This is a genomic window from Vibrio lamellibrachiae, from assembly GCF_050337265.1.
Classification (GTDB): Bacteria; Pseudomonadota; Gammaproteobacteria; order Enterobacterales; family Vibrionaceae; genus Vibrio; species Vibrio kyushuensis.
Genome location: NZ_JAKJSU010000006.1, coordinates 163,394 through 182,871, shown reverse-complemented (window position 1 = coordinate 182,871; position 19,478 = coordinate 163,394). Strand labels below are relative to the sequence as shown.

19 protein-coding genes and 1 other RNA gene are annotated in these 19,478 nt (G+C 41.8%); 8 read left to right on the top strand and 12 right to left on the bottom strand.

What is annotated here, in order from left to right; genetic code table 11:
- Positions 1-70: 70 nt before the first annotated feature.
- Complete coding sequence (locus L4C54_RS10030) at positions 71-1,399, bottom strand: multidrug effflux MFS transporter (protein WP_428808063.1); 1,329 nt, start codon at positions 1,397-1,399, stop codon at positions 71-73.
- 152 nt (positions 1,400-1,551) lie between these two features.
- Between L4C54_RS10030 and L4C54_RS10025 the strand changes: the two genes are divergently transcribed.
- The gene (locus L4C54_RS10025; RefSeq protein ID WP_428808062.1) at positions 1,552-2,457 is read left to right on the top strand and encodes a LysR family transcriptional regulator; all 906 of its coding nucleotides are present in this window, start codon (positions 1,552-1,554) and stop codon (positions 2,455-2,457) included.
- A gap of 16 nt (positions 2,458-2,473) precedes the next feature.
- Here the strand turns inward: L4C54_RS10025 and L4C54_RS10020 are convergent, their stop codons facing one another.
- Positions 2,474-3,364 (bottom strand): AraC family transcriptional regulator, encoded by an 891-nt coding sequence (locus L4C54_RS10020; protein WP_428808061.1) that lies wholly within the window; start codon positions 3,362-3,364, stop codon positions 2,474-2,476.
- A gap of 52 nt (positions 3,365-3,416) precedes the next feature.
- Between L4C54_RS10020 and L4C54_RS10015 the strand changes: the two genes are divergently transcribed.
- Positions 3,417-4,811, top strand: coding sequence for an MATE family efflux transporter (locus L4C54_RS10015; protein ID WP_428808060.1), 1,395 nt, complete (start codon positions 3,417-3,419; stop codon positions 4,809-4,811).
- 86 nt (positions 4,812-4,897) lie between these two features.
- On the opposite strand, the gene L4C54_RS10010 is transcribed toward L4C54_RS10015, so the two are convergent.
- The 3 genes from L4C54_RS10010 to L4C54_RS10000 all read right to left on the bottom strand — a co-directional run bounded on the left by L4C54_RS10010 (position 4,898) and on the right by L4C54_RS10000 (position 7,859).
- The gene (locus L4C54_RS10010; RefSeq protein ID WP_428808059.1) at positions 4,898-5,452 is read right to left on the bottom strand and encodes a putative adhesin; all 555 of its coding nucleotides are present in this window, start codon (positions 5,450-5,452) and stop codon (positions 4,898-4,900) included.
- A 229-nt stretch (positions 5,453-5,681) separates the two neighbouring features.
- Positions 5,682-7,211 (bottom strand): hypothetical protein, encoded by a 1,530-nt coding sequence (locus tag L4C54_RS10005; RefSeq protein ID WP_428802470.1) that lies wholly within the window; start codon positions 7,209-7,211, stop codon positions 5,682-5,684.
- Positions 7,212-7,319: 108 nt separating this feature from the next.
- Positions 7,320-7,859, bottom strand: a complete 540-nt coding sequence (locus tag L4C54_RS10000) for a CBS domain-containing protein (RefSeq protein ID WP_428808058.1) — start codon at positions 7,857-7,859, stop codon at positions 7,320-7,322.
- 388 nt (positions 7,860-8,247) lie between these two features.
- Here L4C54_RS10000 and L4C54_RS09995 point away from each other — a divergent pair, with 388 nt between their 5' ends.
- Together L4C54_RS09995 and L4C54_RS09990 are read left to right on the top strand one after the other, a co-directional pair.
- Positions 8,248-9,156 carry a LysR substrate-binding domain-containing protein gene (locus tag L4C54_RS09995; RefSeq protein ID WP_428802472.1) on the top strand — a complete coding sequence of 303 codons (909 nt, stop codon included), beginning with the start codon at positions 8,248-8,250 and terminating at the stop codon, positions 9,154-9,156.
- A 518-nt stretch (positions 9,157-9,674) separates the two neighbouring features.
- A complete protein-coding gene (locus L4C54_RS09990) occupies positions 9,675-10,610 on the top strand; it encodes a universal stress protein (RefSeq protein ID WP_428808057.1) in 936 nt (311 codons plus the stop codon).
- 81 nt (positions 10,611-10,691) lie between these two features.
- Here the strand turns inward: L4C54_RS09990 and ffs are convergent.
- From ffs to L4C54_RS09975, 3 genes are all read right to left on the bottom strand, one after another.
- An RNA gene (gene ffs, locus L4C54_RS09985) (signal recognition particle sRNA small type) lies at positions 10,692-10,788 on the bottom strand.
- Positions 10,789-10,983: 195 nt separating this feature from the next.
- Positions 10,984-12,993, bottom strand: a complete 2,010-nt coding sequence (locus L4C54_RS09980; RefSeq protein ID WP_428808056.1) for a GGDEF domain-containing protein — start codon at positions 12,991-12,993, stop codon at positions 10,984-10,986.
- Between the two features lie 128 nt (positions 12,994-13,121).
- Entirely contained in the window at positions 13,122-13,862 is a 741-nt protein-coding gene (locus tag L4C54_RS09975; protein WP_428808055.1) for a VP0952 family biofilm-associated protein, read from the bottom strand.
- 51 nt (positions 13,863-13,913) lie between these two features.
- Here L4C54_RS09975 and L4C54_RS09970 point away from each other — a divergent pair, with 51 nt between their 5' ends.
- Positions 13,914-14,216, top strand: coding sequence for an MGMT family protein (locus L4C54_RS09970; protein WP_428808054.1), 303 nt, complete (start codon positions 13,914-13,916; stop codon positions 14,214-14,216).
- Between the two features lie 69 nt (positions 14,217-14,285).
- Here L4C54_RS09970 and L4C54_RS09965 read toward each other — a convergent pair whose 3' ends face one another.
- Complete coding sequence (locus L4C54_RS09965) at positions 14,286-14,714, bottom strand: YbaY family lipoprotein (protein ID WP_428802477.1); 429 nt, start codon at positions 14,712-14,714, stop codon at positions 14,286-14,288.
- A 164-nt stretch (positions 14,715-14,878) separates the two neighbouring features.
- Between L4C54_RS09965 and tesB the strand changes: the two genes are divergently transcribed.
- A complete protein-coding gene (tesB, locus tag L4C54_RS09960; protein WP_428808053.1) occupies positions 14,879-15,739 on the top strand; it encodes an acyl-CoA thioesterase II in 861 nt (286 codons plus the stop codon).
- 73 nt (positions 15,740-15,812) lie between these two features.
- Here the strand turns inward: tesB and L4C54_RS09955 are convergent, their stop codons facing one another.
- Positions 15,813-16,271 carry an Lrp/AsnC family transcriptional regulator gene (locus L4C54_RS09955; RefSeq protein ID WP_428808052.1) on the bottom strand — a complete coding sequence of 153 codons (459 nt, stop codon included), beginning with the start codon at positions 16,269-16,271 and terminating at the stop codon, positions 15,813-15,815.
- A 125-nt stretch (positions 16,272-16,396) separates the two neighbouring features.
- On the opposite strand from L4C54_RS09955, the gene L4C54_RS09950 reads away from it, so the two are divergent.
- A complete protein-coding gene (locus L4C54_RS09950; RefSeq protein ID WP_428802480.1) occupies positions 16,397-17,464 on the top strand; it encodes a PLP-dependent cysteine synthase family protein in 1,068 nt (355 codons plus the stop codon).
- Positions 17,465-17,655: 191 nt separating this feature from the next.
- Positions 17,656-18,309, top strand: a complete 654-nt coding sequence (locus L4C54_RS09945) for an outer membrane protein (RefSeq protein WP_428808051.1) — start codon at positions 17,656-17,658, stop codon at positions 18,307-18,309.
- Positions 18,310-18,388: 79 nt separating this feature from the next.
- Here the strand turns inward: L4C54_RS09945 and recR are convergent, their stop codons facing one another.
- Together recR and L4C54_RS09935 are read right to left on the bottom strand one after the other, a co-directional pair.
- The gene (recR, locus tag L4C54_RS09940; protein ID WP_428808050.1) at positions 18,389-18,988 is read right to left on the bottom strand and encodes a recombination mediator RecR; all 600 of its coding nucleotides are present in this window, start codon (positions 18,986-18,988) and stop codon (positions 18,389-18,391) included.
- A 49-nt stretch (positions 18,989-19,037) separates the two neighbouring features.
- Positions 19,038-19,367 (bottom strand): YbaB/EbfC family nucleoid-associated protein, encoded by a 330-nt coding sequence (locus L4C54_RS09935; RefSeq protein ID WP_295895826.1) that lies wholly within the window; start codon positions 19,365-19,367, stop codon positions 19,038-19,040.
- Between the last annotated feature and the right edge of the window lie 111 nt (positions 19,368-19,478).

The window sequence follows — 19,478 nt, the reverse complement described above, 5'->3', positions numbered from 1 at the left end:
TTCATATTAGGGATGCAACTCAGTTTATAGCCTACTCTCAAAAAACGTCACGCAGCACAACCTAGAGTATTTAATTTTTAGACAAGCTCTGATGATGATCCAGCACCAAGCTCAGGACGTGTTTTAGGTTCCTTGTTTTGACGTGCAAGATAGAAACAAACAGCAAGGTGAATAACGAACACACTGCCATTGTGTAATTCATCGTGCTTGCATCAATGCTTTTACTCAAGCTCACCACCATGCTTGAAAGTGCCCCTAAGCCAAACTGCAATACGCCATTTACCCCAGAAAGTACGCCTGCATTTCCTTGTGCACTCGCTAAAGCTGCCGAAATTGCGTTGGTCGCAGTTAGCCCTAATAAACCCACATAGGTAACGACACCAGCGACAACAAATACCAGTGGCAACTGTAGGTAGGCAACGGTCGCAAGGTAAACCCCTACCATCGATAATAAAGCGCCTGCAACGATCAATTTTTTAGTCGGATCGACCCCTTTCAGCAAACGGGCGTTAATTAGGTTCATCGCTATCATCGCCACGGCATTAAGTGCAACTAACCAGCTAAACTGCGTAGGTGAAACACCAAAGTACTCAATATAGACAAAAGGTGATCCAGCAACAAAAGCAAACATCCCCGCAAAGGCGCTTCCACCCGCTAAGATGTAAGCCATGGTCATACTATTGGAAAATACGCTCTTATAGCCTTTTCCAAGGGCAGTAAAATTCAGTGGTTGGGGTACTGAGGATACTTTCTTAGGTGGTATCAACGCCATTTGCGACATTAACGTAATGATGGCAAATCCGGCCAATACAAAGAATATCCATTGCCATTCACCGATCGCCAACACTTGGCTACCAATCATAGGAGCGATCATCGGAGCTATCACCACGCAGGCCATCACATAGCTGATGATTTGATTGCTTTTCTGGTTGCCATAAAAGCTATGTATTAATGCAAATACCACGACGGAACTACCACTAGAAAATGCCTGAGCAGCACGCCAGAAGTAGAGTTCTTCGACGGTATTGGTCAGCGCTATCATGAAACTAGAAACAGCAAATACGCTTAATCCAACGATCAGTAGTTTGGCCTTATTGATTGAATCTGCGAGCGCTCCCAACACTAACTGACCAAGTGCAAAGAAGATGAGATAAATAGAGACCGATGCTTCCATGTTATCAATCGTACTATCAAAAAATGCCGCCATACTCGGCAGTGCAGGCAAATACATGTCAATTGCGAATGGGGAGAGAGAGAAGATCATCGCCATCAAAATAACGAATGGCCAAAAACCCGTGGTCGAATTCGATTGGCCTTCAATACTGGTATCAACGTCCATATTCGGATTTGAATCATTGCTTGCTTGCTTAGCGTTAAACATTTGAACAGTTTTCATCATTGACCTTTTATTCCGTTGTCTAGTTCAATATTTAACAGTCTAACTAAAGCTCAAATAGAGATTAATAACTCAAAAGTAAAATGATTATTTCCATATGACTCTTAATGGTATTACTTTGATCAAACGATTTATTAGCCGCACTTGGAATATTCATGACCTTAAATTCAAAATTATTAGATGGGATCGTCATTTTTGTTGAAGTCATTAATTCAGGTAGTTTTACCAAAGCGGCAGAAAATACCGGACACTCTACCTCTTACATCTCAAAAGAGATCACCAAACTCGAAGACCGTTTAGGCGTTCGTTTGATGAATCGAACAACACGCTCGATTAGCTTAACCCCTGAAGGCGACTTGTATTACAAACAATGCCTACAGATAACCGATGATGCAGAGCAGGCCGAATCTTCGGTAAACCAGCGGCAACTGGAACCTAAAGGATCACTTAAAGTCAGTTGTCCTATTAGCTTTGGTATGCCCCACTTAAAACCTATTTTGGCGAAGTTTCTGACGTTATATCCAAAAGTTAACTTGGACCTCAACATGACGGGACGATTCGTCGATGTGGTAGCGGATGGTTTTGATGTGGTAATAAGAACCGCAGCGCAGCTTGAAGACTCCAGTCTTATTAGCCGATTACTGATTAAATCGTATGGGGTTACGGTTGCCTCACCAGACTACTTGAAAGTGAATGGCACACCAGCCCACCCAAACGAGTTAGCGCAGCATAAAACCATCACCTACAGCTACATTAAATCACCGAATACATGGCAATACCAAAGCATGGATGGAGAAGAGATTGCCGTTCAACTTGATAGCCGCGTGATTACTAACAGCCCTGAAATGGAACTAGAGTTAGCTTTAGCGGGTCAAGGAATCACTCGAATGCCCAAATTTAACTTGAGCGATAAGCTTGCCACCGGAGAGTTGGTTGTATTGTTCGAGGGTTATAAAAAGGAGCCCATTAACGTATACCTCGTCTATGCGAGCAAAAAGCACATGTCTGCCAAAGTAAGGTGCTTTATCGATTTTGTCGTTGCAGAACTGGAAGACCACTAAGGCTAAAGAGCTTATGCTACCGCTCCATTAACTGTTTACGATACGCGCGTGGCGACATTTCGAAGTAACGCTTAAAGCGATGGCTAAATGCATAAGGATCTTTATAGCCAAGTCGCTGCGCTATCATAGTAACGCTCCACTCTTGATGATGGAGTAACTCGGCGGCTTTTTCCATTCTCAAGTGTATCAATCGTTCTTGAGGCGTTTGCCCAAACAGTGACTTTGATAACCTATTGAGCTGCTCTTCACTTAAAAAGCACTGTTTAGCGATCTGTTTGACACTCCAAGGCAAGTGCAGTTGGGATTCAATTAAATTCCAGACACTTTGCACTCTCATTGAAGAGTTTGATGGGGAAGCTTCAACTTTACTCAGTAAGCGCGATATTTCACTACTGAGTAGTTTTCTATAAGTCGCTCTTCCCGCGATTTCATGATGTAACAAACTCAGTAGAGACCACACCTGCTCGCACTGATGAAACTGAATAACACTTTGGCCATGTTCAATAAGTGGATGCCATTTATCACTGGGTGACAAAAGCATCCAAGCCATTTTCCACTTATTGTCATTTTTTCCTAACTCAAAGCGAAACGGCATGTCAGCGGGCAAAATAACCAAAGAGTTCGCCGGAATAGTTTGTCGTTGACTGGCAAGGGTAAGTAGCCCTTCACCTTTTAGCGTAAACAATACGGTGTGTACTCCAACCGATTCACGTTCAACAATGTAGCCGTCCACCAGATCGGCCATCCCTGCCATATAGAAACCCATAGATTCAAACTCGGGAATCTCAGAGAGACCTAAAAATCGCTCGCGACATTGTTCAGAAAGATAGACCTGATCTTGCCAACTGCTTTTAATGTGATCTAGATCAATGACGGATTCAAACAGGTTTTGCTTACTTTCTAACATGTTTAAATCCTCTCTAAATATGTATATTTCTCACTCAGAATGAGGAATACCTATGAACCATACCATAACAGCAAAAACCCACTCTACTTCGTTGCCAAACAACATGCTATCTACGATGGCGAAACTTGCGTTCCCGGTAGCAATCCAGAGTGCGTTGGTCGCTGTTTTGTCTCTAGCTGACGTATTAATGGTCAGCGAACTAGGTATGGAAGCAACTGCTGCTGTGGGAATTGCCTCAAAATGGCTGTTTGTCGCTATTATGATCGCAGCGGGAGTCGGCTCAGCGAATGGTATTTTAGTCGCGCAATACTGGGGAAGAGCGGATCGGAGCTCTGCCAAAACCGTGACCGTTATGGCTCTGAAATACGGTGTAAAACTGATAATACCAGCCACTGCTATTATTACGATTTTCTCTAGCTATATAATGTTATTGCAGACTAGCGATGCTAGCGTGATTGAATTGGGATCGCAGTATTTATGGTATGCATTGCCTGTGCTATTGCTGACTCATATCATCATTGTGATCGAATCAAGCTTACGCTCAAGTGGTAACGCTGTTCTGCCACTGATATTGGCTGCAATCACCATTGCAATTAACATTGCACTTAACTATGTACTCATCAATGGCTTTGCTATTACCGCTGATTGGGGAATTCCTGAAATGGGCGTTGCAGGGGCAGCATTAGCGACCAGTATTTCTCGTGCACTGCAAGTCGGATTATTTGCGATTATTTTGTATCGCCGACGTCATTGGCTATTTTCGGCAGCAACATTGGAATGCAGTGCAAGACTGATGAATTCTTTTAAATCTCTTGCCGTCCCAACTATGTACAACGCGGTATTGTGGGCAATGGGAACACTAAGCTACCAAATGATCTTTGGTCACATGGGTACAACCGAGCTTGCGGTATTTAGTATGATTGGGCCATTTGAACTACTTTGTTACTCTGCTTTCTTTGGTATCTCAACAGCGTGTTCTGTTTTATTAGGGCAAAGTCTTGGTCGCGATGATTTCGCCCAAGCTATCGCAATGACACACTTTTTTATTAAGTTCGTACTCAGCGTTGGAATAGCGGTTAGCTTGGCCATTACCTTAGGTAAAGAGCAAGTGATTATTTGGCTTAACCTTGATGACCCGGCATTACATGCTCTTGCATCCCCTGCGATTAGTCTTTTTGCTATGATCATTTGGCTAAGAATGCTCAACATGGTGATCATCAACGGAATTTTACGTGCCGGTGGTGAAAACCAATTTTGCCTAAGAATGGACTTTATTTCGATGTGGATGGTTGGCATACCTCTTACTGCAATTGGTGCGTTTGTTTTTAACCTCCCATTTGCCTATGTATTTGCCTTAATGCTGGTAGAAGAGTTCGTGAAGTTTGCTTTATGCTTCCATCGTTACATGCAGCGTACTTGGGTGAATAATTTGACGATTAGTGCATAACAGTGACTCATTGAACCTATAAAAAATACCTGACCGAATTTAGATTCGATCAGGTATTTTAATTACTAATCAGATACGCAGAATCTCTAACGCCACTTACCACCACGCTTCACCACTTCACTAGGCGTTAACCCAACTGATTTTGGTCTTTGAACGATTCCAAATGAATCTACTGATTCATAAGTATTATTATTCGAATTTTGCGGTGCTGCACGACAACAAAGCCAATAGACATCGACTAAACCGGGGAACGTTTTCCTAAAGAGGGAAATAATATCGCCCAGCCTAATATTCTGGCCATTACCCATTGGAAGAGCGGGTGCACCGTGTTTCTGAGAGCCAACATAATAAACACCAGTATCAAACTGAAATGCAGGATCTCCGGAATAAGAACCCGTCGCAGTATAGTTAGGTACCGTCTCATACTCCTCGTATACTTTCGAGACAGATGCCTTTACTTTACCTAAATCATAACCGGGTAGAGTCAACATATCCTCCATGTTCATGCCAGCCGCACCTTTTAGCAACACATCATCACCGGTAAATACATGGATCCTTACACCAGCAGGAACCACATAAGTTCCTTTTGATGTCCCGTCTCCACGCCCACCGTGCGCAGAAATAAAAATATCATAAGCCATTAATACAACCCCTAACATGTTAATAAACTAGAGCAATAGTTAGAAAACGTTAGCATATATTAATTTAGTGTCAACGCCCTGATTCTGGTTACATTCTTTCTGCCGCAGAAGAAAGTCGGAGGTTAGAATTAAGCAAAGGACACAAGCGTAGTTGTATTAGGGATTGCATCGACAAAAAAAGAGCGGCTAACTTAGCCGCTCTTTCAACATAACCATTTTTTATTGTTTCTTATATAGTCAGCGCTGAATACGCGACACCGATGAAGCCTAAGCTCGACAGTACTAGTACTGCTTTTTTAGCCATCACTCCACCATTCTCGGCAGCTTTACCAAACATGCCGAATACAAGTGGGTGTACTAGAAATGTCATTGCGAACGTAAAGGTAATTAAGCTCGCGGCTGTTGCGCCAAACATGCCTTCTTGAACGGCTGCAAATAGTCCGAAGTGAGAAAGACCAGAAGCGGCTGCCATTGATGCATGCTCTAGTGACATGCCCGCTAAACTTAGAATCGTAAAGCTTCCGAATACAGCCATGATCTGCCAGCCTAAAGAGAACTGCATTAAGCCTTTCACTTCCGTTCCTTCACAACCATTTGAGTTACGTAGGTTCTTCAAAGAAAGCGCGACAAATGCTGCACCAACTAAGATCAATGGAATTGTCCATTCAACCATCAGTGCATCACGCTCCGCACTTGCAGCCAAAATGGTAAATACAAAGATGTGACCAGCGAATGGAATGTTAATCATGATAGGTGCACGTGATGATGCTGTCTTACCAAAATCACCCGCGGTACACGCTCCAGTTAAACCAGAGTGCGACAAACCACCTGCCATGCCTGGTGCTAGGTTACGTAGATTGTTCGCTTTGCCTAAGAAAATAAGTAGCGCCAAACCACCAAACATCCAGAAAATCTGACCAGAGAAACCATAGATAATGACATTGCTTAGACCCGGAATCGCAAACGCTTCAATCATGTGCGAACCACCAACTAAGAAGCTACCAGCAAGAACCAGTGGGATACCAGCAAACAGTAGAGCATTCATTGTTGGACCAAGTTTCCACTTTGGCATCATCATGCCTAAGCCTGAAGACAAAATCATTGCAAAGAAAATCTGTGGTAGACCGATGAACTGAGCGACTAGGTTCGAAATCCATAGAGAGGCATTAAGAACAACAATTAGCGCAACCATCTCAACGAGACCTTTACGAAGGTACTGCTGCTTGTTAGTGATTTTTGCTTTGTTATCAATGAAGATAAAGGCAACAGCTAAAGAGATGTATGACAGTAATAGGAAAGATTCGCCTAGAGGGAAACTCGCACCACGACCTGAAATCAGAACGTCAGCCGTTTGAATACCGATAAGCAATAAGAACGCGCGAACAATAAATGTTAGCTGCGTGCTGGTTGTACCAACAATCATCTCTTTGCTTGATGCAATAAAGTAACCTTCATCATCAAAGTTCTGCTTTGACAGTAGACGCTTAATCTCTTGTCCACCTACAAAGAATGATGCAATTAGTGCTATTACTGTTGTTTGACTCATCAAAACAACAACTGGGAACTCGCCTAAACCTGGTGCAGCCATACCACTTTTAACCAGTAGTGCTCCTAAACCAAGACCAAAAACAACAATCACCAATAACGACGAATACTTAGTACCCGCAACAATGGTACGTGAAACTAAAACCATTATCGTCAAAGCAACAAGTGCAAGAAAGTAATGGTTAACAGCAGATAGAACGGAAATATGTTCCATTAGAACTCCAAAATAAAACTATACGAACAACTCACTAGAGCCAAATATGCTTCCCTTGCATTTATTCCTTTTTAAATAGCTATAGCTCTAATGAGTCAAATTAAATTCTTACGCTACGTTTGCAGAAATTACTTCTTCAACAACAGGACGTGCGGCATCGTTAAACAGTGTGCGAAGACCTTTAAGTACTTCTTGGCGAGAAACCACACCAACGTATCGACCGTTATCAATAATCGGCAAAATCTGTGGTTTATTTACTTTGATTTCTTTCGCACGCTCTTCAACTGACAACGTAGTTAATTGTGTTGCATAACCCATCGCGCTGGTTGGGTATAGCTGGTCTTTATCTAGTGCTAAGTACTCTAAAACATCAGTAAGCTGATCATTGATATCCATTGTTACTAGATCTGTTTTCATCAAATCAGCGACTGTTACGTCATTTTCAGGAATGTAGTTCTGACACCACATCTCGACCATTACATCGTGAGCAGAAAGGAAACCGACTAAATCGCCATTTGCATTACAAACAGGCGCACCATTAATAGAATTTTCAGACAACAAATCGATCGCTGATGACAGTTTCATGTCTGTATTCAAGCTAACCGCTTGTGGATTCACAATATCTCTTACAGTAAGTAAAGCACTCATAACATTCTCCTAAATTTAAACCAACACCGCATTGATAACTCATTAAAACTCATTGAATTAACAGTCTCTGGTGAACTGCTGAGGAGAATGTTACTCAGCTTATTTGAATTAGTAAAATTTATTTTAATCATAAAGAGTATCAGTTTTATTGATACAGAAGTCAATGAAATGCAATTGATGTATTAAGATGTAACAGCATAAGAAAAACTGATTTGAGGGTCTAAATGACTGAGTTAGATGGATTTGATATGAGGTTAATAGAAAGGTACAAAGACAATAAAAATTGATACTATAGTTAGTGTTGATTTAAAAATTTGATTCACAAACTGATTGATCATTACACATTCAGTCGTGTGTACCCTACTTACTGTAGGTAAAAGGAGTATGAGTGCGATATTCGTTAAAACAATTAGCAGTATTTGATGCTGTAGCTGAACTAGGAAGTGTCAGCCAAGCTGCAGAGCGGCTATCTGTAACCCAGTCAGCAGCTAGCATGTCGCTAAGCCAACTAGAAAAACTGTTAGGCCGAGACCTTTTTGTTCGCCAAGGCAAAGACATGCGCTTGAGCCACTGGGGTAATTGGTTACGACCAAAAGCAAAACGTTTGTTGCAAGATGCTGAACAAATTGAAATAGGCTTTTACGATCAGCACCTATTTAGTGGCAGTATTAACATTGGTGCAAGCCAAACTCCCGCTGAGCACTTGGTACCAGAGCTTATCAGTAAAATTGATAGTGACTTTCCCGAGATTAGAACAGGGCTAGAAGTTCGTAGTACTAACCGTATTATACAAGGCGTTCTAAATTATCAATATGATATTGGCATTATTGAAGGTCGCTGTGATGATAACCGTACTCACCAAGAAGAGTGGTGTCGAGATCACTTAGTTGTCGTCAGTTCTGCCCACCACCCTTACGCTAAGCATAAACGCGTTAGCCTTTCACAGCTAGAGCAAGCCCAATGGGTTCTACGTGAAGGTGGCGCAGGCACTCGTGAGATTTTCGAAAGTGCAATGGTCCCGTTAATTCCTGATCTTGATGTATGGCGTGAACACTCTTATGTTCCAGTTATTCGCACTCTGGTCGCTAATGGTCAATATCTATCATGTTTACCGTATTTAGATGTTGCGCCTAACATCGAACGCGGTGAGTTGGCTGCCCTGAATGTGCCAGAATTAAAAATGGATCGTGCTATCTCATTTATTTGGCGAGCAGACGTTGGTGATCATCCACTTCTTGAATGCTTAAAACGCGAAGCACACCGTATGATTAAAAATAGCAAAATAGTCAATAACTAGGCTGAGCCATCATTTTGCAGTATCTTTTCTGCTCAAACTAGTTAATGCACCCATAGAGCCAGAGTTAGCAAATAACTCTGGCTTTTTTAATTTGTACAAGCGAGAAAATAGCAAAGCTCCCCCCTATAAATAAAACTAAATCTGATTATCAATAAAATAGAAGGTTCGTACACTGTAGATAATCACTGTTATTAATTCTGAATAAATCAGAAATGTTGATAAGCGTATAAAACGCCTATTCTTTGCTAATCTAACCAGTGGCTTTCAATTCTAGCTTGATCACAAAGGCTCATTTCAAGAAAACCTCAGCGATATTTTGATTGAAATCAGCTCAAATTATCGGCAACTCCGATAGCATATAAATAACAACTACTACAAGAATGAAACCATAAGTTGGTGTTATACCTCCATAGAATACATAGCCGTCATGGTTAAAAAGATTACTAACGTACTTTTATTCGTAATCGACACTGAGTGACATAGCACTAGCATCTGGGCTGCAATTAATAGGGGTGGGTATGAAAAAATTTACTAATGTACTTTTTGTAAGCCAAGGGCTAACAGACGATCAAGCCTCACTTGGACAAGCAATTATGATCGCCACACATAACAACGCGAATTTACAGGGATTGATAGTATGCCCTTCCCTGCCTGACAATATGACTGGCTATACAGAAACATACGAACAGTCGTTACGTGACGGACTGCGTAATAATATTTGTAACGTCATTGAAAATAACAGCCTCGACAAAAATCCCGATAACTTTCCAATTAGCCTACAAGGCGGTGATAAGCCTGCTGTGCGTATTATTCGCCACATACAGAGTCAAGGTATTGATCTTGTTATTAAAGACGCTGAACCTATAGACGTTAATAGTGAAGGTTTTAAAGCGATTGATATGGCTTTACTACGCCAATGCCCTGCACCTGTTTGGCTAAATCGCCCAACCAATAAACCACTAGTAAAAAGACGAGTTGCCGTTGCTATTGATCCAGACATCACGAGCGCCGAACAAAAAGAACTCAACGTCCAGTTACTGTCACTTGCACGATCTATTGCAGACAGTTCTGATAGCCGACTCCACATCATCTCCTGTTGGGTATATCAGTTACAGCATTACTTGGACAATCAAGCTTGGATAAAAATGGGAGAAGCGGAACTTAAGGACAATATTGAACAAGCTTGTGTAGAACATCGAGCAAAATTAGATTCAATCATAGAAGAGTCTGGTCTATCAGGAGAGAATATTGTCCATCACTTACAGGGGGTCGCTGATGATGAAATTCCACGCACCGTCCTTGATCTGGGTATCGATGTGTTAGTAATGGGAACAATCGCTAGAACGGGCATCCCAGGCGTAGTGATTGGTAATACGGCCGAAAATATTCTTCAATCGGTTAACTGCTCTTTAGTTGCTCTTAAGCCTAATAGCTTTGTGTCACCAATCCGCTAAAAACAGCATAATTCAAGAAGTGTAGTTTGATATTGCAGATAGCAAAAAGCCGCTAATAAAAGCGGCTTTTTATATGGGCGGAGACCCCAGCCACATCCCGGCACACACGTCACTCGCTGCGGCTGCTTCCTTCCGGATCTGACCGAGTTCACGAGTTAGTGTTGCGGGAGGACCAGGGCCTCCATAGATTCTTTTTCTTAGTGTTACCTAAGAGCGAGATGGATTATCAGTCATACATGATGGCATTGCAAGCCGTATATTCGTTATTTGCTCCACATCAGAACCAAGTGTTTAGGCTTTGAGCAATTTGTTCGAATCTGCTTCTTTTTCCCGTTAGGAATGAATGGGGACGTTTGGGTATTTGAACCATCGTTCAGCTTTGATGAAACATAAACTCACCCTGACAGACGTTACTATGTTTATGCCGATACATCTCTTTATCAGCCCTATCCATTGCACTTTCTAAAGACATAAAGTGCTGTCTTTTTGTGGATATTCCAATAGCGACATAAACATCTAACGTTAGGCTTTGCTTTATATTGTGATAAGTCACTCTACTTAACCTACTGATTGTCGCAGAAAGATGTTTGTCTTGAATATCTCCGACTAATATAAACTCATCGCCTCCTATTCTATAACAGCCACCTCGCCACACTTTTTTAATCTGTTGAGATACTTGTACTAACACATCATCCCCCACTTCATGCCCATAGGTATCATTGATGGCTTTAAAGTCATTTATATCAAGGTAAATCAACGTAAAGTTAGCCCCTATACCTGTTCTGTACTTTCGATGTAGCGCTCGGCGATTTTTTAAGCGGGTTAAGTTATCAGTATTAGATTGGGCATGGAGGTACATACTCACGATTGCCATAAACGCGATCACAAGCGTAAATAACCACTGAGCTCGACGAGCAAACCGTTTCTCAGCAAGTAAAGTAGATTTCCAATCTGGTTGTAAATCATATTTTGCGAGAATCATTTTAATATCAATCATTTTAATTGCTTGATTAAACAAGGGAACTAGCTGTTTTCCAAACTCGTTTTTAGGAAAAGCAAACGCGATATCAGCAGTATAGAAATCTCCAATCAGAATATCTTTTTCTATAGGGAGTAGATGCTTAGTTTTAAGTAGCTCTCGATTGAAATCGGTTGAACTCATAACGATATAATCAACGTCACCATCAAGTAGACCTTTTAATTTAGCTTGGCGGCTTTCATAAAAAGTAAATTCTTTGTTCGGTAGTAGCTGACTAAATAGCTCATGAACAAAGCCATTCTTTATAACACCAATTCGTTCAACAACCAGTTCCGAGACATTTCGATACACATTCTCTTTGTATCCTTCTCGCTTGAGCAAGACCGCTTTTGATTGATAATGCATATCAGTAAAGTTCATCAAAGCCTTTCTTTGCTCTGAGACGACGACTGGCGCGAGTATATCTATCTCTTTATCCATGAGGTCGTTGTACATGCTTTCCCAGCTTTCACCTTTAGTACTCACTATCTCACAATCAAACATTAGTATTTCGCAGCTGCGTTTAATCAACTCAGCCCCAATACCATGTACATGGCCATTACCCGTATAAAAAGCATACGGGCTGATATTTTGAAGTTTAACTCGCAATGTACGTGACAGAATAAGATCGCTATCAATGATTGATTGCCTTAACGCTTGAGTCCGTATTTCTAACTGATATTTTTCAATCGACTCTCTTAGCTGCTTTTGGAATTGAGCTGAGTGAACAAAATCAACCATCTTAGGTAGTAGATCTTGATGACGCCCCGTTGGTGTAACAATGGATACTGGCTGAATCGATAAGTGGTCGTTAAGAAGTTGAGCGTTAAAGCCCTTAATCAGCATTGGCTTTAATTGATTAATGGCATCAATAACCGCATCAACTTCTCCTGAGTCCAAAAGCTGAACGGCTTGATCGTGGCCGTTGTACAAAACAAGCTCGATGGACGGATAGTTAATGGAAATCAGTTCTGAGTAAATAGTCCCCTCAGGAACACCAAGTACAGAGACTTCTGATAGTTCTACATTCTGAAAGCTATAGAGGTAGGTATATTCAATATTGGTTGGCTGAGAGAAATCGAAACGTTTAGATCGCTCATCGGTATAAGTAATATTCGCAGCGAAGTCGCTATCTCCATTCTCAATTGAGTTTAAAATAGCATCAAAGTTGGGCTGATCAACGTACTCAAACGAGATTCCAAAATTCTGGCCAATTGCATCAAATAAAACTCGCGTGACAATATCATCAGCTTCAGTTGACACTTTATAGTGAGTCTTATTTTCAAACGCAGACACCGAGCCGAAGAGTAAGCTCAGTAAAATAAGGATTAATTGAACAATCTGGATTCGAAATTGCGTGTTCATCTCTTCGCCATAAGTTGCATTACTATGTTAACCATGTATATAAGAAACATAGGTATTTATTATATATATGCAACAAGGTCAATTCGAAACTTTGCGCTTTGTCTTAATGATTCTTATATGAGACAAAGTTACAGCTGTTGCTGCTCTTCAATACTACGCAACATATAGTCAGTCATCCAAGCCGTCGCAAGTAAACAAATCCACACGACAAAGACTGGCTTCGGTACGTCTACGTTTGGTGAAATCATCAAAGCGGCAAAACCAACACTCGGTAGCGACCAACACAGCAGTTTATTCCACTTAAACGTTTTGAGTCGATTCAAGCTCTCTAGCGAAGCAATAATACCTGTAATACTCAGCGCAATTAAGACAGCATAAGACGAACCAGCAATCCATAAAGGAAGAATAAAGGCCAACACCCACCAACTGTGTTTATCTGACGCTTTCCAATGGTTTGCAGACCACCATATGGCAACTATCGACATTAACTGAACCGTTGTCAGTAACGCCGTACCTCCTAACTTCCCTGAAGACTGAGTCAGCATGATGCCCACTTGAAGTGCAATGACGATGAGTGATGTGGTCAATATCACCGTTAAGCTACTTCGTCTTGAAAAGATAACCATGAGCAGCGGCAACAGCATCCATACACTCACAGACAGTGCAAAGGGTTGACTCGAGAGGGTTAACCCGTAACTAGTCATAGCGGTTAACAGGACTAAACCTGCAACGCCACCTTGCGGTAGAATCCAAAGTGCGGGAATGACGAGCGCTATTAAAGGAACTTCCCCTTCACTCAAGCTAAGCGCTCGAGCACAAACCGCAGCCAATAGTGTTGTAATTAAGAACTGAAATGTTGAAAATATCATGCTCTCTCCTTTTACCAATCCGTGGTAATTTAACTCTAGGATACTTTCAGTATGGATCAATTTTCAGTTCAAATCTTTGCAGTAATTCACCAAATTCCACAAGGAAAAGTAACAAGTTACGGTGCTATCGCAAAATTGGCAGGATACCCTGGCTATGCTCGACAAGTTGGAAAAGTGCTTTCGAATTTGCCGAAAGATACCCGCTTACCTTGGTATAGAGTGATGAATAGCCAAGGACAAATATCCCTAAAAGGGGATTCTTTACAAAGACAAAAAATTAAGCTGATTGAAGACGGGGTTGAAGTGAGTGCGGGCGGGAAGGTAAAACTAAGCGTTTATCAGTGGCAACCCTAGCTATAACTAGCCGTTATTGGCTACCACTGAACTTTGCATCATTATGTTTCTTTAGTTGATTTGGTTCAATTAGCCGCGAACACCAATCAAGCGTAAATCAACATGCTTTGTTTCGTTTTGATCGGTAATGACTGAGTAGTTAGTATCCGTGATGAATCGTAACTTACCATCCACTTCAATACGTGCACTCACACTGTAACGATGATTCGTTTTAATTTTATTTGTGTCGTAAGCAAGATCAAAATTGAATGGGATTTGAGCCCCATTGGTTTCAAAGCGATGTTTGGCGATCACAACAGAAGGCGCATCCGCTAAAGATACATCTTGAAGTGTCACTGTAACCAGCGCATTTTCTGGCAAAGCTATACGTTCACGGTAGGCCACGGTGCCTGTAATTGACTCAACATGACTCATGTCAGCCGATTTTTCTGAAGATTGACAGCCAAATAAAACTGACCCGAAAACCACTGACATGACAAGCAATAGTGCCTTTTTCATAAAGCCTCTCTAAACTCTAAAATAGTAAAATCACAGCAATTGTATGCTTGGTTTGGTAACCTGTCACCCTAACAATCAATATGTTGACAATATTTTGACTCTGTTAAAATACTGTCACCCTATGCTAAATGTTTAGTATAAAAAATGAATAAGGTCAAAGAGAAATGTGTAACGCCTTAAAAGAGCTATTAAGCCTGCTTCAATTAGAGAAACTAGAGGAAGGGCTATTTCGCGGACAAAGTGAAAACCTTGGTTTACCTCAAGTTTATGGCGGTCAGGTTATTGGACAAGCGCTTTCTGCTTCACGTTATACCGTCGAGTCCGACAGAACGGTTCACTCTTTCCATAGCTACTTTCTCTACCCTGGGGATCCTGAGAAGCCAATTATTTATGATGTCGAAAATCTTCGAGATGGTAAAAGCTTCAGCACACGACGTGTAAAAGCGATTCAAAATGGTCGCCCTATTTTTTATTTGACAGCTTCTTACCATGGCGACCAACCCGGATTCGAACACCAGAACACCATGCCTGATGTTCCGGGCCCTGAAAATTTCCGCTCAGAATCAGAATTGGCAGCAAGCGTCGCTCACCTTCTTCCTGAAAAGTTAAAAAAGATTTTCTGTGGGGATAAAGCGATCGAAATGCGCCCTGTCACTGTCGTCAATCCATTAAAACCGACAAAAGAAGAGCCCAAGCAGTATCTTTGGATGCGAACTAATGGCGAAATGCCCGACAGTCAATTGATTCATCAATACTTGCTTGCTTATGCGTCTGATTGGGGCTTTTTGGTGACTGCATTGCACCCTCATGAAGTCTCTTTGATGACACCAAACTTTCAAGTGGCAACAATTGATCACTCTATATGGTTCCATCGTCCATTTAAGACAGATGAGTGGCTGTTATATGTTATTGATAGCCCTACAGCGAGTAACACGCGAGGTTTAGTTCGCGGTGAGATTTACAACCGTGAAGGTCACTTAGTGGCCAGTGCTGTGCAAGAAGGCGTTATGCGTTTTACTAAGTAGTATTAAATAAAACTAGATAAAATTTGGCCCTATCAATTTCAATCGTAGGGCTAGATTTTCTATGTTGAAACCTTTAAATTGGCAGAGCTGTCGTGTACTTAAGAGGTTCCATTGCAAACGTTGATGTGACATTCGATATGCCATCGACACTATTAACGAGCTTCTTATAAAACTCATCAAAACACTTCATGTCCTTAACCAGCACTTTCAGCATGTAATCGTATTCGCCAGCCATTCTATAAAACTCCATCACTTCGGGAAACTCACTTGCTGTCTCTACAAAATGGCTATACCACTCATGCGAGTGATCGCTAGTCTTCACCATTACAAAAGCAGTAAACGACAAACCCAAACTCTCAGGGTTAAGAAGCGCGACTCTTTTTTCGATCACCCCCGCTTCTTCAAGCTTTTTAAGCCGCTTCCAACACGGTGTTGATGTTAAATTTACGGACTCTGCTAATTCATTCAGAGATAGAGTACCGTCCAGTTGCAGCTGTCTTAGTAGTCGTTTATCAATATCATCTATCTTCATGTTACGCACAACTCAATATGGAGAAAATATTTCTCTAATTATCAGTTTTGGCAGGTAAATAAGCAAAGTTTTTCTCTTCGTTTATAGTTAAATTATAAGCATAACAATTTTAAGGAGTTACCCCTATGTGTACTGATCATAACTGGATGAACAACGCGATTCGCAAGATAGAAGCTGATTTTCAACGCTCTGCTGATACGCACCTAATTAAACTTGAATTACCAAGTATTGAAGGTATCGATGTCTATCTAAAAGATGAAAGTACACACCCTACGGGCTCGTTAAAACACCGTTTGGCTCGTTCTCTTTTCTTATACGCGATTTGTAATGGTTGGGTTGGCCCTAAAACGACCATCATCGAATCATCTTCTGGAAGCACTGCGGTTTCTGAAGCGTATTTTGCTCGCCTTCTTGGCTTGCCGTTTATCGCTGTTATGCCAAAAAGCACTGCCGCAAAGAAAATTGAGCTTATTGAACATTACGGTGGTAAAGCACACTTGGTCGATCGCTCTGACCAAATCTATGCAGAGTCATACCGCTTAGCAGAAGAGTTAGACGGTCACTACATGGACCAATTTACCTACGCTGAGCGCGCAACAGACTGGCGTGGTAATAACAACATTGCTAACTCTATATTTAGCCAGATGGAATTAGAAGATCACCCTGTTCCAGATTGGGTTGTGATGAGCCCTGGTACTGGCGGTACGTCTGCAACCATTGGCCGCTTTATTCGCTACCAACAGCACAACACTAAATTGCTAGTCGTTGATCCTGAAAATTCTGTGTTCCACGACTACTTTAAAACTGGCGATGTAAACCTAACCGGTGACTGCGGTAGTAAGATTGAAGGTATTGGTCGCCCTAGAGTAGAGCCTAGCTTTATTCCTGGCGTGGTTGATGAAATGCGCACGATTCCTGACGCAGCAAGTGTTGCTACGGTTCACTGGCTAGAGAACATCTTAGGTCGTAAAGCCGGTGCATCCACAGGTACTAACCTATATGGCGTACTTCAGCTTGCCAGCGAAATGAAAAAACGCGGTGAAACAGGCTCCATCGTTACTTTGCTTTGTGACAGTGGCGAGCGCTACCTAGACAGCTACTATGACGAGAACTGGGTTAAAGAGAACATAGGTGACTTAAAACCTTACCTAGACAAACTAGAGACATTCTCTGCGACGGGTCATCTAGAATAATCACTAGAATTTTAATCAAGTAAAAAAGCCGCTGAGTCAGCGGCTTTTTCACATTTAGAGCAGCCCTTCCCTTATGACAGACACAAACTTTTGGCATAGTCGATCTTCCTAATATGAATTGGGAAAGGAAATTAGCGAGTGGCAAACTACGCCCATCCTATTCCTTTAACCAATACATTCTTAGGTAAACCATGAAAAAACTAATACTCGCAACATCAATCGCAACGTTACTTTCTCCAGCTGCTATGGCGACTGAATACTTCGTAGGCGCAGGTGTCGGCTACCACACAGCAGGCGCAATCATTGAAGATAGCGATAATGGGCGAAACGAGTTAAAGGATAATACCGTTGCATACAGCATACGTGCTGGGGCTTACATTCAAGAAAACCACCGTATTACTGCTACGGCTAATTTTGTTGGTGAGGGCCACCTATATGGCACAAGTGAGCCAATACAGGATGGTGAAACAGCTTATGGCGATATTTCATTTGAACAAAACGAATTTCTTGTATCGTATGATTATATGCACGAGTTAAATGACAAATTCTCTCTTTTGGGTGGCGCGACTGTTGGGTCTGTTAAAAATAAAATCCATGCAAAAGCAACAGCTTCTAATACCGGACCTCTCACTGTAAGCATGTCCGGTTCAGAGCAGGACTTTGTTTATGGCGCGCAAGGTGGTGTTCAATATAAGTTAACTCCAACGATTTCTGCTGACCTTCAGTATCGTTACATGTCTTCTTCTTCAGAGAAGTTGGCTGTAATAGGCAACCAAGGTGGCGAAGTGTATTTCAAAATCCCTGAATACAGCGAAATCACATTCAACATCGATTTCCGCTTCTAACGCCTAGAGTTCAAGCCAAATAAAAAGCCGCTATTTTTCAATAGCGGCTTTTTCACATTCGAACTGTTTTATATGCACTTTACAGCTTGTGTCTACCCAATAAAGAGTGGGACAACGTTGTGCCATCGACTAACTCAAGCTCACCGCCGACAGGAACACCATGAGCAATTCGACTTGCCGCTACTTCATGCTCTCGACAAAGATCGGCAATGTATTGAGCCGTTGCTTCACCTTCAACCGTTGGGTTTGTCGCTAGAATCACTTCGGTCACGTCACCCTGACGAAGACGGAAATCGAGCATATCCAAACCGATATCGCTTGGGCCAATACCATCAAGTGGAGACAAGTGCCCCATCAATACAAAGTATCGACCAGAGAATTGACCTGTTGCTTCAACTGCAGCAATATCTGCTGGGCTTTCAACGACACAAAGTTGACCATTGGTTTGACGTTTTGGGTTACTGCATATATGGCAAACATCTTCTTCTGTAAATGTTCGACATTCTGTACAGTGGCCAATTTCAGTCATAGCCTGACTCAGTGCTTCGGCAAGCTGTAAGCCGCCTTTTCTATCGCGCTGTAACAAATGAAAGGCCATACGCTGCGCCGACTTGGGGCCAACCCCAGGTAGACAACGTAAGGCCTCCATCAAATGCTCCAGCATATGACTGGTACGCATCTATAATTCGCTTACTTAGTTCTAAAGCTAATTGAAATAAGCTTGCGCTTTAAAACGGCATTTTCATACCTGGTGGTAATTGCATACCGCCAGTTACGCCAGCCATTTTTTCTTTTTGAGTCTCTTCAACACGACGAGCTGCATCGTTAAATGCCGCTGCGATAAGATCTTCAAGCATCTCTTTGTCGTCTTCCATTAGGCTCTCGTCAATTTCTACACGACGAGTGCTGTGGCTACCCGTAATAGTGACTTTAACAAGGCCAGCACCAGCTTCGCCGGTTACTTCCATATTTGCGATTTCTTCTTGAAGCTTTTGCATGCGTTCTTGCATTTGCTGGGCTTGCTTCATCATGTTGCCCATACCGCCTTTACCAAACATTCGCGTCTCTCTGGTTATTGGGTGTTTCGTTATTTATGGGGTTAACGTTGTTTAAATTCAACCCCTCGGATATTAAAATAGCTATGTACGAATTCAGTTCGTTTAGCGTAA